16 protein-coding genes are annotated in these 15,147 nt (G+C 44.7%); 6 read left to right on the forward strand and 10 right to left on the reverse strand.

Annotation, left to right across the window (positions count from 1 at the left end):
• Positions 1 to 6 precede the first annotated feature (6 nt).
• The 4 genes from EXN75_RS09885 to rpmH form a co-directional block, all read right to left on the reverse strand.
• Positions 7 to 1,002 (reverse strand): D-alanine--D-alanine ligase, encoded by a 996-nt coding sequence (locus tag EXN75_RS09885; protein WP_118117257.1) that lies wholly within the window; start codon positions 1,000 to 1,002, stop codon positions 7 to 9.
• 62 nt (positions 1,003 to 1,064) lie between these two features.
• Positions 1,065 to 2,231: an RluA family pseudouridine synthase gene (locus EXN75_RS09890; RefSeq protein WP_246031359.1), complete on the reverse strand. Its 1,167-nt coding sequence runs from the start codon at positions 2,229 to 2,231 to the stop codon at positions 1,065 to 1,067.
• A 50-nt stretch (positions 2,232 to 2,281) separates the two neighbouring features.
• Positions 2,282 to 3,001, reverse strand: coding sequence for a PASTA domain-containing protein (locus EXN75_RS09895; protein WP_134843674.1), 720 nt, complete (start codon positions 2,999 to 3,001; stop codon positions 2,282 to 2,284).
• A gap of 218 nt (positions 3,002 to 3,219) precedes the next feature.
• Positions 3,220 to 3,375 carry a 50S ribosomal protein L34 gene (gene rpmH / locus EXN75_RS09900; RefSeq protein ID WP_004351099.1) on the reverse strand — a complete coding sequence of 52 codons (156 nt, stop codon included), beginning with the start codon at positions 3,373 to 3,375 and terminating at the stop codon, positions 3,220 to 3,222.
• Between the two features lie 215 nt (positions 3,376 to 3,590).
• On the opposite strand from rpmH, the gene efp reads away from it, so the two are divergent.
• The 5 genes from efp (at position 3,591) to EXN75_RS09925 (ending at position 7,294) form a co-directional block, all read left to right on the forward strand.
• Positions 3,591 to 4,157: an elongation factor P gene (efp, locus tag EXN75_RS09905; RefSeq protein ID WP_022121096.1), complete on the forward strand. Its 567-nt coding sequence runs from the start codon at positions 3,591 to 3,593 to the stop codon at positions 4,155 to 4,157.
• A 50-nt stretch (positions 4,158 to 4,207) separates the two neighbouring features.
• Positions 4,208 to 5,266: a glycosyltransferase gene (locus EXN75_RS09910; protein ID WP_134843675.1), complete on the forward strand. Its 1,059-nt coding sequence runs from the start codon at positions 4,208 to 4,210 to the stop codon at positions 5,264 to 5,266.
• Positions 5,267 to 5,301: 35 nt separating this feature from the next.
• Entirely contained in the window at positions 5,302 to 5,991 is a 690-nt protein-coding gene (gene radC, locus EXN75_RS09915) for a RadC family protein (RefSeq protein ID WP_134843676.1), read from the forward strand.
• 156 nt (positions 5,992 to 6,147) lie between these two features.
• The gene (locus EXN75_RS09920) at positions 6,148 to 6,468 is read left to right on the forward strand and encodes a metal-sulfur cluster assembly factor (RefSeq protein WP_118117253.1); all 321 of its coding nucleotides are present in this window, start codon (positions 6,148 to 6,150) and stop codon (positions 6,466 to 6,468) included.
• Positions 6,469 to 6,529: 61 nt separating this feature from the next.
• Entirely contained in the window at positions 6,530 to 7,294 is a 765-nt protein-coding gene (locus tag EXN75_RS09925) for a UDP-2,3-diacylglucosamine diphosphatase (RefSeq protein WP_118117252.1), read from the forward strand.
• Between the two features lie 35 nt (positions 7,295 to 7,329).
• Here the strand turns inward: EXN75_RS09925 and EXN75_RS09930 are convergent, their stop codons facing one another.
• The 6 genes from EXN75_RS09930 to EXN75_RS09955 form a co-directional block, all read right to left on the reverse strand.
• Entirely contained in the window at positions 7,330 to 8,376 is a 1,047-nt protein-coding gene (locus EXN75_RS09930) for a sugar kinase (RefSeq protein WP_134843677.1), read from the reverse strand.
• A 151-nt stretch (positions 8,377 to 8,527) separates the two neighbouring features.
• The gene (locus EXN75_RS09935; RefSeq protein WP_134843678.1) at positions 8,528 to 9,730 is read right to left on the reverse strand and encodes an acetate kinase; all 1,203 of its coding nucleotides are present in this window, start codon (positions 9,728 to 9,730) and stop codon (positions 8,528 to 8,530) included.
• A 40-nt stretch (positions 9,731 to 9,770) separates the two neighbouring features.
• Complete coding sequence (gene pta / locus EXN75_RS09940) at positions 9,771 to 10,817, reverse strand: phosphate acetyltransferase (protein WP_089544487.1); 1,047 nt, start codon at positions 10,815 to 10,817, stop codon at positions 9,771 to 9,773.
• Positions 10,818 to 11,097: 280 nt separating this feature from the next.
• Positions 11,098 to 11,868 carry a diadenylate cyclase CdaA gene (gene cdaA, locus EXN75_RS09945; RefSeq protein ID WP_134843679.1) on the reverse strand — a complete coding sequence of 257 codons (771 nt, stop codon included), beginning with the start codon at positions 11,866 to 11,868 and terminating at the stop codon, positions 11,098 to 11,100.
• A complete protein-coding gene (folP, locus tag EXN75_RS09950; protein ID WP_134843680.1) occupies positions 11,865 to 12,710 on the reverse strand; it encodes a dihydropteroate synthase in 846 nt (281 codons plus the stop codon). Before folP ends, cdaA begins: the two co-directional genes overlap by 4 nt.
• Before the next feature lie 219 nt (positions 12,711 to 12,929).
• Complete coding sequence (locus tag EXN75_RS09955; protein ID WP_134843681.1) at positions 12,930 to 13,151, reverse strand: hypothetical protein; 222 nt, start codon at positions 13,149 to 13,151, stop codon at positions 12,930 to 12,932.
• Positions 13,152 to 13,292: 141 nt separating this feature from the next.
• Here EXN75_RS09955 and EXN75_RS09960 point away from each other — a divergent pair, with 141 nt between their 5' ends.
• Positions 13,293 to 14,594, forward strand: a complete 1,302-nt coding sequence (locus EXN75_RS09960; protein ID WP_134843682.1) for a UDP-N-acetylmuramoyl-tripeptide--D-alanyl-D-alanine ligase — start codon at positions 13,293 to 13,295, stop codon at positions 14,592 to 14,594.
• Positions 14,595 to 15,147: the final 553 nt, after the last annotated feature.

The raw sequence follows: 15,147 nt of genomic DNA on the forward strand, positions 1-15,147 counted from the left end.
AAGCTTTTAAAATTGATTCTCTACAATGTCACTGAGCACATCCTTGATATCAAGTCCTGCGGCACGAACCTGCTGCGGAATGAAACTTGTAACGGTCATACCCGGTGTCGTATTGATTTCCAGCATGTTCACCTTATCCTTACCGTTCTCATCCTTGGTGATGATATAATCAATACGGATAATACCATTAGCATGAAGGATATCATAGATGCGGGAAGTAGTCTTAGCCACTTCTGCTGCAGTTTCAGGAGAAAGACGAGCAGGAGTAATTTCCTGTACCTGTCCATTGTACTTGGCATCATAATCGAAGAATTCATTGCTGGTCACCACCTCAGTAGCAGGCAAAACCACACACTTGTCGGCAGTCTTGTATATACCCTGAGAAATTTCAACACCATCCATGAATCCCTCTATCATAGCTTCCTCTGCCTCCATGAAAGCCACACGGAGGGCTGGAGCCAGCTGGTCAGCATTCTTCACCTTGCTCACACCAAAGCTACTGCCGTCAGCAGCAGGCTTTACAAAGCAAGGCATACCGATGCGCTTGGCTATAGCCTCATCATCATACTCCTCACCACGGCGGAGCAAGATGCTATCAGCTACATTGATACCAAATCCACGAAGATAATTGTTGAGTACATACTTATCAAAAGTCATAGCCTCTACAAGAACACCACTTGTAGAATAAGGCAAATGAATCAGGTCGAAATAGCCCTGCATTACACCATTCTCACCAGGCTGACCATGAATCGTAATATACGCATAATCAAAATACTTGCGCTGTCCATCCTTGACAAAAGAGAAATCATTCTTGTCAATTTCGGCAGTATCACCATTATCAAAGGCTACATGCCAGTCGGTGCCCTTGACATCGACTATATATATGTTATAGCGCTCTTTATCAAAGAAAGAGTACAAACCCTGACCTGAGCGCAATGATACGTCGTGCTCAGAAGAATCACCACCGCAGACGATGGCTATCGTTCTTTTGTTATTTTCCATCTCTTATTTATATTTAATGAATTAGAATCTTTTTTATCTGTCACTTTTGACCTATAGAATCATCACTTAGTCTGGAACGTATCTTGTGTGGTTCCTGCGATGAATCCTCTCCACTTCTCTATGAGTTTGCGGAAGTCATCAGGCCACTCGCTATCGAAGTCCATCTGCTGTTGGGTAGTAGGATGCACAAAGCCAAGTGTCTTGGCATGGAGTGCCTGTCTTGGGCAGAGTTTGAAACAATTTTGTATAAAAGCCTTGTAACTGCTACTTCTCTGTCCTCTCAATATTTCTGCACCACCATACGTCTCGTCCATAAAGAGCGGATGACCGATATGCTTCATGTGAGCACGAATCTGATGGGTTCTACCTGTCTCCAGCACACACTCCACAAGCGTGGTATATCCAAAGCGCTCCAATACCCGATAATGCGTTACCGCACTTTTACCGATACCACTATCTGGGTCGAACACCTTCATACGAAGACGATTCTTGGGATCTCTTCCGATGTTCCCCTCGATACGACCTTCGTCCTCAACGATATTTCCCCATACCAAAGCATTGTATCTGCGATGGGTGGTCTTATTGAAAAACTGCTTTCCCAAAGAGGTCTTGGCACCAGGAGTCTTTGCCACAACAAGCAAACCAGACGTATCCTTATCAATACGATGCACCAGTCCCACTTCCGGATCGTTGGCATCAAATTCCGGCATATCTCTCAGATGCCAGGCTACAGCCTGAATCAGCGTACCATGAAAATTACCAGCGCCAGGATGCACTACCATACCAGCCTCTTTATTTACGACCATCAACTGGTCATCTTCATAAACCACATTGATGTCAATCTCCTCTGGTTTGATGCTGGTCTCATGTCTTGGACGGTCCATCATCAACGTGATCATATCATTCGGGCGAACCTTATAATTACTCTTTACAGGTTTCCCGTTGACATGGATAAAACCGGCATCAGCAGCCTGCTGAATACGATTACGGCTCTGGTATGCCATTTTATCAGCCAGGTATTTATCAATTCTCACCGGATCCTGATTAGCATCCACCTGCACCTTCCAGTGCTCATAGAGTTCACCATCCGACAAGGACGACTCGCCGATAGGCTGAAGCTCATCATCCAACTCTTCATCAAGCCCATCAACATCTCCAGCATCATCAAAACCGAAATCATTCTCCACTGGAGCATATACCTTATTATATATATAATCTAAAAATCTCATTCGTTCGTACAATTGAATTCTTCACATATCTTTCTTCATTCATCACTTACCTATTCTACCACTTCGTTATGTGAATGTGAAGGAGTCGAAGGATCAGTGGTTTCCGTGCCAGGAACGACCTCAAAATTGTCAGCATCTCCCGACTCAGGAACCTCCTCCTCAAACTCTTTCTGTTCATACTTAGGATCAACATAGTTGACGGAATCAGCAGCATCACGCTGACCATTTCCCACCTGTACCGTAAGAATCGCATCAATGGACACCTTATCACCAGCAACCACATGCTTTCCCTTGACCAGGATACCATAAACCCAGTCTTCCTCACCAGGTATATACTGAGGCGCGCCCAACTTGAAGCCCATGGCAGTCAACTTAGCCATAGCCTCTCGCAGAGAACTGTTGTCAATCACATCAGGGATGGTCAAGGTAGGTGTGTGATCAGAGTTGATCGTCACATAAATCACTCGTCCAGCCTTTACCCTTTCTCCAGAAACAGGAGATTGTTCCAAGATACAGTCAGGAGGAAGATTGCGCACATATCCCGTATCCGTCACTTCAATCTGAAGTCCGGCATCATCAAGGATACGCTCAGCGTCAGCGAAACTCTTATATCGAATATCCGGAATCAGAATAGCCTCACCATGATGAGTATAGAGTTCAATACCGAACTTAACGCCCACACAAAGCAGTGCGACAACCACTCCCATAGCGAAGAGATTGCCCCAGAGATACTTGCTCTTAAACTTATTAAAAAATTCAGATGAAGTCATTCTATTTCATTTTTGTCTGCAAAGATAGTATAAATCGAAGACAATACAAAATAAAAAAATGATTTTTTCAATTTATTGTTGAGAAGAAGGCTATAAATACAAAAGAGACCTAAAACAAAAAGAGGTAAAACACCTAAAGGTCTATAAACACAAAAAGCAGCATAGGAGTTATCCCTGCTGCTTTCAATGTCATCGTTAATTCTGAAGCCCAACGAATATTATTTTCCGTGGTGCTCGTCAGACACAGTTAACTTCTTACGGCCATGAGCACGGCGAGAAGCCAATACACGACGACCATTCTTTGTTGCCATACGCTCACGGAAACCATGCTTGTTCACGCGACGACGATTGTGAGGCTGAAATGTTCTTTTCATTTTTCTTTATTATTTTTTTAATTAATATTCCAAAAAAGAGGGCATAACACACCTTTCGGGCTGCAAAATTACGCATTATTTCTGAAATAACCAAGAAAACTGCAAAAATTAGCTTAAATATTTATGTTTTTTTCGATAATTGCTTGGGTTTTTCGTGATTTTACCGTAACTTTGCACCGTTTTACAGAAATATAATATAATTCAAGATAAACAAAATGATTAATTCACAGGAAATTAAGATTGGTACTTGCATCCGCATGGATGGCAAAGTTTGGGTTTGTATTGACTTTCAGCACAGAAAGCCAGGTAAGGGTAATACTGTCATGAACACCAAGTTGAAGAACGTGGCTGACGGCCGTGTTTTGGAGCGTACTTTCCAGGTAGGTTTCAAGTTGGAGGATGTTCGCGTTGAGCGCCGCCCTTATCAGTATCTCTACGAGGATGCTACTGGTTGCATCTTTATGAATCAGGAGACTTTCGAGCAGGTGCCTATCGCTAAGGAGAACGTTACTGGTGGTCAGTACATGAAAGAAGGTGATGTTGTAGAGGTTGTAACTGATACAACTGATGGTACTATCCTCTTGGCAGAAATGCCTGTTAAGACTACTTTGAAGATTACTCACTCTGAGCCAGGTGTTAAGGGTAACACTGCTACCAACGCTACTAAGCCTGCTACTTTGGAGACTGGTGCTGAGGTTCGCGTTCCTTTGTTCGTAAACGAAGGTGAGACTATCCAGATCGATACTCGTGACGGTAGCTACCTCGGTCGTGTAAGCGAGTAATTCCTCGCCTGTTCCTATCAGAGTTCTAATCAACTAAACTTGAATCATATATGAAATATTCCATCATTGTCCCTGTATTCAATCGCCCTGATGAGGTGAGCGAACTACTTGAGAGTTTGACACACCAGACCGTCAAGGACTTCGAGGTCATCATCGTTGAAGACGGCTCTAAGATTCCTTGCAAGGAGGTTTGTGATGCGTACAAAGACAAGATGGATATTCAGTATTTCTTCAAGGAGAACTCTGGTCCAGGACAAAGTCGCAACTATGGTGCTGAGAGAGCATCAGGCGAGTATCTGTTGATACTTGACAGCGACGTAGTCCTTCCTGAAAATTATCTCAAAGCTGTAAATGATGAATTGAGCCGTGAGCCTGCTGATGCATTCGGCGGTCCTGACAAGGCGCATTCATCATTTACAGATACCCAAAAGGCTATATCTTACTCCATGACATCTTTTTTCACCACCGGTGGTATCCGTGGCGGCAAAAAGAAGATGGATAAATTCTATCCCCGTTCATTCAATATGGGTATCCGCAAGGATGTTTATCTCAGATTGAATGGTTTTTCTGCCATGCGTTTCGGAGAGGATATAGATTTTTCTATCCGTATATTCAAAGCAGGTTGCCGTTGCCGCCTCTTCCCTGAAGCATGGGTATGGCACAAGCGTCGTACTGATTTCCGTAAATTCTGGCGTCAGGTCTATAATAGCGGTATTGCCCGCATCAACCTCTACAAGAAATATCCAGAGAGCCTCAAGCTCGTGCATTTACTTCCAATGGTCTTTACCGTTGGTGTCATAGGCACGCTGTTACTCCTGTTCTTTGGTTTCTTACCATACCTGTTGGGCACAGAGCACATTTTCCCTGTACTTGGCAATGCCATGGCAGCATTGGGTTGCATCGGCTTATTCTTGATACTACTCTATATCGTAGCGTTAGTTATCGATAGTACCAAACAGAATCAGAGTTTGAAGATTGGCATACTGAGTATCCGAGCTGCGTTTACCCAACTGATGGGCTATGGTTGCGGATTCCTGTCTGCATGGTGGCAGAGATGCATCTTGGGCAAGAGCGAATTCAGCGCTTACAACAAGACCTTCTACAAATAAAGAATTCCTGCGAAAACTTTTCAAAATCAACAAATATGAGCGAAAAACTATCCATAGCGAAGTGGGCTTCAGAAGACCAGCCTCGCGAGAAACTCGAAAGTTTAGGTCCCAGTGCATTGTCAAATGCAGAACTATGCGCCATCCTTATCGGTTCTGGTTCCAGAGACGAAAGTGCCGTAGAACTGATGAAACGCATCCTCAACAATTGCGACAACAACCTCAATACACTCGGCAAGATGACCCTACAGGAATTACAACAATACAAAGGTATGGGACCTGCCAAAGCCATCACTTTACAGGCAGCTTGCGAACTTGGCAAGCGCCGTGCTCTTGACAAAATTGGAGTACGTCCCGACTTAGGCTCATCATTGGCTATCTACAACTACATGCTCCCCCGTATGCAAGATCTCGATGTGGAAGAAGGTTGGATTCTCCTGATGAACCAGAACTTCAAACTCATTAAGGCAGAACGCATCTCTCATGGCGGTATCACAGAAACAGCCATAGATGTCCGCCTCATCATGAAAGAAGTGTTCCTCAACAATGCCACCATCTTGGCTATCTGTCACAACCATCCCAGCAACAATCCTATTCCAAGCAAAAACGATGATCTGCTGACCAACCAGATCAACAAGGCCTGTCAGATTATGCGCATTTTCTTCATGGACCATGTCATCATCACGGATGGAACCTTCTACTCTTATCATGACAAAGGGAAACTGTAAATATCAGCATTTCTCAAGCAAATATCAGCTCAAAAAGCGAAAATAAATCACCTTTTATTTTGTTTTCTCTGTATTTTATGCTACCTTTGCAAAATATAAGCAATAATCATACAGGTAGCATTTCGTGTGCTCCTTCACAAAAAGAATAAAGCATTTATGACTCAAGAAGAAAAAACAAAAATAGAAGAGAAAATCGTAGATGTACTCAAAACCGTTTACGACCCTGAGATTCCTGTGAATATCTGGGAATTGGGAATGATCTACAAGATAGATGTCAAAGACGATGGCAATGTAGATATTGACATGACATTTACAGCCCCATCATGCCCTGCTGCCGACTTCATTCTGGAAGATGTGCGCACCAAGGTGGACAGCGTAGATGGCGTCAATTCAACAAACGTCAACCTTGTTTTTGAACCTGCCTGGGATCAGAGTATGATGAGCGAGGAAGCTCGCGTAGAACTTGGCTTCGAATAAAGACAAAGCCGTTGAATTCTTCACTCTTCATTCTTCACACTTCACTTAAAAAGTTTCGCTTATGAAAAATGTATATTTCCTTTCAGATGCACATCTGGGTTCGTTAGCCATACCGCATGCCCGCATGCAGGAACGCCGTCTGGTACGCTTTCTGGACAGCATCAAGACAAAAGCCTCTGCCATATATCTTTTAGGCGATATGTTTGACTTCTGGAACGAATACAAATATGTGGTACCCAAAGGGTACACCCGCTTTTTGGGAAAACTCTCTGAGTTGACCGATATGGGAGTGGAAGTACATTTCTTCACGGGCAATCATGACCTCTGGACATACGGCTATCTGGAGCAGGAATGTGGGGTCATCGTGCATTACAAACCTCAGACCGTAGAAATTTACGACAAGGTATTTTTTCTGGCTCATGGTGACGGACTTGGAGATCCTGACAAGAAGTTCAAATTATTGAAATCCATGTTCCACAACCCTACCTGCCAACGCCTGCTGAATGCCATCCATCCACGATGGGGAATGGCATTGGGACTGAACTGGGCAAAGCATAGCAGACTTAAACGGGCTGATGGAAAAGAAGAACCATACATGGGCGAAAAGAAGGAATTCCTCGTCCGTTTTGCCAAACAGTATATGCAAGGGCACAAGAACATCGACTACTTCATGTTTGGCCATCGCCACATCGAACTGGATCTCATGCTCAGCAAGAAAACCCGCATGATGATTTTAGGAGATTGGATCTGGCAGTTTACTTATGCCGTATTCGATGGAGAACACATGTTTATGGAAGAATACGTGGAAGGCGAAAGCCAACCATAACAATAAAGGGCAGCCCATGAAGCTGCCCTTTATTGTTATCGCTGTATTCTTCCTCCTGAAGAAGTCATATTATGGATAATCTCCTCTTCCGACACCAGGTTCTGGTCACCTGGAATGGTATTCTTGATAGCACTTGCCGACAAGGAGAAGTCCAGACAATATTGATTTTCATCGCCCCATTTCTGATGAGCATGTATATAGGCAGCCACAAAAGCATCTCCTACACCCATCGGGTCAATGATAGGCTGAATATCGTAGATTCTGGTAGAATAGAGTTTGCCTTCCTGAGAATCGTAAAGCAAACCACTCAGAGTATGATGACTGCTGGCAATCTGATTGCGTACTGCCATCACCATTTTCTTACACTTAGGGAAGAGCTTGTGCATCTTGCGGAAATACTCCAGATAAGCCTCCTTATCTATCTCATAGTTTTCATTCAGAGCCTCAAAAGGAATATGAGGTACACCACTGGCAACCTCCCACTCATTCTGATCGCCAAAGATGATGTCGCTGTATTGCATCATCTGGAAGAGCACATCATGAGGTTCCAATCCGTATCCCCAAAGATTCTTACGGTAGTTGATATCGCAGACAATGGTCAAGCCATCCGATACCGCCAATTTGATGGCATCCATGGTAGATTCCATCGCATCACGGCTGATGGCACAAGTGATACCAGAGCAATGGAATACAGCCGCATCAGCCAAAACCTTATCCCATTTCACCATATTCCTTTTCAATGAATAAAAAGAAGAATTCTTGCGGTCATAAATCACGCGGGAATTACGCATCGCCACGGCTTCCTCAAAATAATAAGTACCCAGACGTTCTCCGCCACGTACCACATGCGAAACATTCAGACCATACTCTCTGAGATGCATCAGCGCAGCTTCTCCCATTTCACCATAAGGCACACGGGTGACATATTCTACGTTGTTTCCCAAATAAGCCAAAGAGATAGCGGCATTCGCCTCACTGCCTCCATAATTGCCTTCCATGCGACGGCCCTGGAATAAACGTTGATAACCAGGCTTAGAAATTCTAAGCAAAATTTCTCCGAAAGTTACAATCTTTGTTTTCATCTTTTTATCATTGAGATTAATACATAGTAATAATATAGCTGATGAGTATGGCTTGTTTCACAAAGACAAAGTCTAAGTGTTATAGTAAAAGAATTAAGGTGAAGCATTTCTATCGTTGCAGAAAAGCTTCACCTTATTATATATAGGATGATTACTTATTAGCAACCAAATCCATAGTATCACGAGCAATAACGATTTCCTCGTCTGTAGGAACTACTACTACCTTCACCTTACTGTCGTCAGTAGAGATGATAGCTTCCTCACCACGAACCTTGTCATTTACTTCCTTATTGATCTTGATGCCAAGATACTCCAGGTTCTTGCAAGCTTCCTCACGGAGGCCGGTCTGGTTCTCACCTACACCTGCAGTAAATACGATAGCGTCAACGCCACCCATAGCTGCTGTGTAAGCACCGATATACTTCTTGATGCGATATTCGTACATACGGAGAGCCAACTGAGCCTTCTCATTACCCTCGTTGGCAGCGTTCTCGATGTCACGCATATCAGAAGAAATACCTGTAATACCGAGCACACCACTCTTCTTGTTCAAGAAGTCAGCCATCTCCTGTGGCTTCATGTTCAACTTCTCCATCAGATAAGTAACAGCAGAAGCATCGATGTCACCACAACGTGAACCCATCATCAAACCAGCCAATGGAGTCAAGCCCATTGAAGTATCCAATACCTTACCATTCAATACAGCAGCTACAGAGCCACCGTTACCGATGTGGCAAGTGATGATCTTAGAGTTGTTCTGGTCGAGACCGAGAATCTCACAAACACGCTTAGAAACATAGCGGTGAGATGTTCCGTGGAAACCATAACGGCGTACGTGATACTTCTCGTACAACTCGTAAGGAATTGCATAGAGATAAGCGTAGTCTGGCATTGTGCTGTGGAATGCGTTGTCGAATACGCAAACCTGAGGAGTGCCAGGCATCAAAGAGTCAACGGCACGGATACCCTTCAGGTGACCTGCGTTGTGAACAGGAGCGAGGTCGCAAAGTTCCTCGATACCATCCTCTACGCTCTTGTCAACGATGACGCTCTCCTTGAACTTGTCACCACCCTGCACTACGCGGTGGCCTACAGCGTCGATTTCCTTCAAGTCCTTGATGGCGCCGATTTCCGGGTCGAGCAGGCACTTGAACACGAAGTTCACACCTTCCTTGTGGTCAGGCATATCGTGCATAATCTGCTTCTTCTCGCCGTTAGGCAATTTCACCTTGATGAAAGCGTTATCAAGACCGATACGCTCTACACCACCCTGTGCCAATACAGACTCATCGTCCATATTATATAACTTGTACTTGATAGATGAACTACCACAGTTCAGAACCAATACTTTCATAATGTTAATTTTGTAATGTTATTGATTGAATAAAGTTAGTTTACGCCTTCTTAGCATCCTGTGCCTGGCAAGCTGTGATAGCTACCATGTAGTAGATGTCATCTACAGAGCAACCACGAGAGAGGTCGTTTACAGGACGAGCGATACCCTGGAGGATAGGACCAATAGCGATGGCACCACCCAGGCGCTGAACGAGCTTGTAGCCGATGTTACCTACCTCGAGGTTTGGAACTACCAATACGTTAGCCTTACCAGCTACCTCTGACTTAGGAGCCTTCTTGGCAGCTACCTCTGGAACGAGGGCTGCATCAGCCTGAAGCTCACCGTCGAGGTGAAGCTCTGGGAACTTCTCCTTAGCGATAGCAACAGCATCCTTCACCTTGTCGATGATATAAACGCTCTTGCCTGTCTCCTTGTTGATGGCATCCTTGGCACTACCCATGGTTGAGAAGCTCAACATGGCAATCTGTGGATCAGCAATACCTGCCACTGACTGAGCTGTATGAGCTGTAGTATAGGCAATCTGAGCAAGCTGGTCTGCTGTAGGGTTTGGAGTTACAGCAACGTCACCCATTACCACTACGCCATCCTGACCATACTGCTTCTGGTCTGAGATGAGCAGCATAGCACCACTTACGCAAGTGATACCTGGAGTACACTTGATAATCTGAAGAGCTGGACGAAGTGTATCGCCAGTTGTGCTCAATGCACCAGAAATCTGACCATCAGCACCCTCTGTCTTGATAATCATGCAACCGAGGTAGAGGTTGTTCTTAGTTACGAGTTCACGAGCCTGCTCTATAGTCATGCCCTTCTTCTTGCGAAGTTCAGCGAGCTTCTCAGCATACTCCTCAGTCTTAGGGTTGTTTTGTGGATCAACGATAGTAGCCTTGTCGATGTTGTTAAGCCCCCACTGTGCAGCGAGATTCTTAATGTTGGCAGGGTTACCGATGAGGATGATGTCTGCGAGATCATCAGCCAGAACTTTATCGGCTGCTTTCAAAGTACGCTCCTCTTCTGCTTCAGGGAGCACGATGCGCTGCTTGTCAGCTTTAGCGCGAGCTACGATTTGCTGTAATAAATCCATTTTATTTCTTTCTTTATATAATTTTATTATCTTCGTATGGTGGATATGTCAAAGGGTAAGGCTGCATTTTTGCACTTTTTGCCGTTTTGCCACATCGACTTTGCAAAAGTACATATTTATTTTGAAATAACACTCACTAAAATGTGTAAAAAAAGCTAAAACGGGAGATAATCATTATCGTAAAGGTTTACGTTCCAAGAAAAGTGAAGTATTAAGAGTGAAAAGTGAAGAACGAAAGCACATGAATTCTTCACTCTTCGTTCTTCACTCTTCACTTAATTTATAGCATTTCCTGAGTAAGGATGCTTTCCAGCTCCTCTGCCGAGAGTCGGAGTTTGAATTCTCCCTTGATGGCTACGCTGATTCGTCCCGTCTCTTCCGATACGATGACGGCGATGGCATCGCTGCTCTGCGAGATACCCAGGGCAGCACGGTGGCGGAGTCCCAGTTCCTTGGGAATATCCAGGTTGTGACTCACGGGGAGGATGCAGCCTGCCGCCATGATTCGCTTGTTGCTTACCACCATGGCTCCATCGTGCAGAGGTGAGTTCTTGAAGAAGATGTTCTCTATCAACCGCTGATTGATTTTAGCATCTATCTCCTCGCCCGTATCCATAATATCCTTCAGAGGTACGCCTCGTTCGATAACGATAAGGGCACCCACATATTTCTTAGCCATGCTCATGCAGGCCATCACGATAGGCATGATGGTCTCCTTGTTCGCCTCCTTCTGGCTCTCCTTGCTGGAGTGGAAGAAGCGGACCAGCCTCCGCATGCCTTTCTGTGAACCTATCTCATATAGAAATCTTCGGATGTCTTCCTGGAAGATGACGATAAGGGCGATGACTCCCACGCTCACCAGTTTATCGAGGATGGAACCCATCAGGCGCATCTCCAGCACCTGACTCACGAAGAGCCAGATGAGCACAAAGAGCATAATGCCCACGAAGATGTTGAGCGAGCGGGATTCCTTCATCAGGCGATAGACGTAGAAGAGCAGCGAGGCTACCAGGAGTATGTCTAACGCATCTTTGATTCCAAACTCTATCATACTCTGCCCTCCTTCATGGCTTCCACGATTTTCACAGCCTCAGCAGCTTCCTTCACATCGTGAACACGAAGGATGCTGGCTCCCTTCATCAGGGCGATGGTATCAAGCACAGAGGTTCCATTGAGCGATGTGGTGGCATCGCCACCCAGCAGTTTGTAAATCATGCTTTTGCGGGAGATGCCCACGAGCACAGGAAGTTCCATTACGTTCAACTTCTCCATCTCATCATAAATCTGATAATTCTGGATGAGATTCTTGCCGAAACAGAAACCTGGGTCGAGGATGATGTCCTTGGCACCCAGATCGCGCAACTGCTGCACTTCCCTGGCAAAGCCCTTCATCATCTTGGCGAGCGTAGGCTGCACCGACATTAATATATAAGGCACCTTCAGTTCGCCCACCACCCGGAACATCTCAGGATATTCCTCCTGTCTCTGCTCCAGCGGCACATTGACGATACCTGTGATTCCACCTTCTGAAACATCGTTGATGATATCGGCTCCCCACGCCTCGATACACTTGCGTGCCAAGGTAGGGCGATAGGTATCTACGGAGATGGCAGCATCCGGTTGCTCCCTGCGAACGATATCAAGAGCAAACTTCAGGCGTCTTCCCTCCTCCTCTTCCGATACTTCATCGGCACCGGGACGAGTGGAGAAAGCGCCCACATCAATGATGCTTCCACCTTCTTCTATAATCTGATTAGCTCTCTGAGCTATCTCCATTTCTGTCTGCTTTCTACTTCCTGAGTAAAAGCTGTCGGGCGTAACGTTCAGGATGCCCATCACCTGAGGGGTACTCAAATCCATCAAGCGCCCCTTGATATTAATTGTATATTCCATCGGATTATAACTCTTTAAGCCATTTTTCGCCTGGCTTGGTGTAAGTCCAGGCGATAAAACTTAGGCCAAAAATTGAGCAAACTAAAAAGAACAATGCCAAATAGCTCATACTATAAACTTTTTAGCCATTTCTTCCCTGATTCAGTATATGTCCAAAGCAAAATACCACCACCTATTAAAGTGCCTATTCCAAATATCAAAATCATTGTTTCCATTTTCTTAATATTTTAAAATTCGATTACCTACTATTGCAAACAAAATTGTCATGCACACACCAAATAAAACATACAGAAGATTCATATAACCGAATTCTCCTGTTATCATTGGCGTAAGCCCACCCAAAACCATCGCTCCAAAACTTAGTTTGGAGATATCGAAGAAATAACCAGCTAGCTTGTCTTTCCTCGTTTTTAATTTATCTCTTTCTATGTTTGCGCCCATTCCGACCTTACTTTCCAAAGATTACTTGAATATTTCTGCAAAAATAGAAAGAATAATCGAGAAAACCACATTTTTTTGAAAAAATGTTTGCTATGTCCACGATTTAATGTACTTTTGCACTCAAAACAACAGTTATAGACTATGGATATTTCAGAACTCTATCAGATTTACCAAGCGCACCCAGTGATTACCACTGACAGCCGCGACTGCCCAGAGGGCAGCATCTTCCTGGCTTTGAAGGGCGCATCGTTTGATGGCAATAAGTTTGCCGACATGGCTTTGGAGAAAGGCTGTGCCTATGTGATTGTTGATGAAAAAGAGTATGCCAAGGAGGGCGATGAGCGCTACATCCTCGTAGAAGATTGCCTCACCACCTTCAAGGAACTCGCCCGTGAGCACCGTCGCCACTTCGACATTCCTGTTATAGGTATCACCGGCACCAACGGCAAGACCACAACCAAGGAATTGGTTTCTGCCGTGCTCGATGAGAAATACAACGTGATGTTTACACAGGGCAATTTTAATAATGATGTCGGTGTTCCTAAGACGCTCTTCCGCCTCAATCCGGAAAATGAAATTGCTGTTGTAGAAATGGGTGCCTCCCATCCTGGCGACATCCAGAAACTCGTGGATTACGTGGAACCTACCTGCGGCATGATTACCAATGTGGGGCGTGCCCACCTGCAAGGTTTCGGCAGTTTTGAGGGAGTAAAGAAGACCAAGGGCGAACTTTACGACTTCCTTGCGGCCAACGATGCTTTGGTATTCATCAATGCCGACAACGAACACTTGATGGAGATGGCAGACCAGCGCAATATCAACCGCCTCATCACCTACGGCAAAGATGAGAACTGCGATGTTTGGGGAGAGGTTATCTCCTGCGCTCCTTTCCTGAAGTTCCGCTGGCGCTCCGAGAGTTTCGACTGGCATGAGGTTCAGACTCATCTCATCGGCTCTTACAATATCGACAACATGCTTGCCGCCATCACCATCGGTCTTCATTTCGATGTGAAGCCTCAGCAGATAGACCACGCTTTGGAGAATTACATTCCAAGCAACAACCGTTCACAGTTGGAAGAGACGGCACACAACAAGCTGGTGGTAGATGCCTACAATGCCAACCCATCGAGCATGGCAGCCGCCATCGAGAATTTCCGCGTGATGGATGTACCTCAAAAGATGGCTATCTTAGGTCAGATGGGCGAGCTTGGAGAAGTAAGTCACGAGGAACATCAGAAGGTAGTTGACCAACTGCAGGCTGCCGGTCTGGAGAATGTATGGCTGGTAGGCGATGAGTTCAAGGATATTCCATGCAGCTACCGCAAGTTCCATGATGTAGAAGAGGTAAAGGCAGCCATCAAGGAAGCACAGCCTCACGACCATTACATCCTCATCAAGGGTAGCAATAGTGTCAAGTTATTTCAGCTTCCAGAATTATTATAAGGATTTAGAATACGCCCCCAAAAATTATTTCCTGCCCAAAGCATAATTTCTACGTGGGCAAGGAGAATTTTTTCCTTGGGCAGGGAAAAATGAAAGTGGGGTAAGCCCCAAGAATAAAGGCGATGTTCCGATTTCACTCGGAGCACCGCCTTTGTCTATTTTTTCTCAAACATCCATACGGATGCAAGTTTCCGTTTTACTTCACACTAAACTTCAGCGTCTTGCCTTTCACCTTGATGATATTTTAGTGCCGTTTTATGTAGCTGCGATACACTTTTCTGCACTTTTTTTATAAGCTATAACTTGTTAAAAATCGACCTAACTTAACGATGCGCATCATTGCACCTTAACGATGCGCATCATTAGCACCTAATAAAGCGCATCATTAACACCTAATAAAGCGCATCGTTAGACCTCTATAAAACGTGTCTTACTACAGAAAAAGTGTACACCATTTTAACTTAAAAAAAGTAAAATGGAAAGCAAAAAGAATGAACGTGCAAATTACAGTTTAGACTTTAAACTAAAAGTCTTGGCTGACATGTATGAGAAT

The organism is Segatella hominis, assembly GCF_004535825.1.
GTDB lineage: Bacteria > Bacteroidota > Bacteroidia > Bacteroidales > Bacteroidaceae > Prevotella > Prevotella hominis.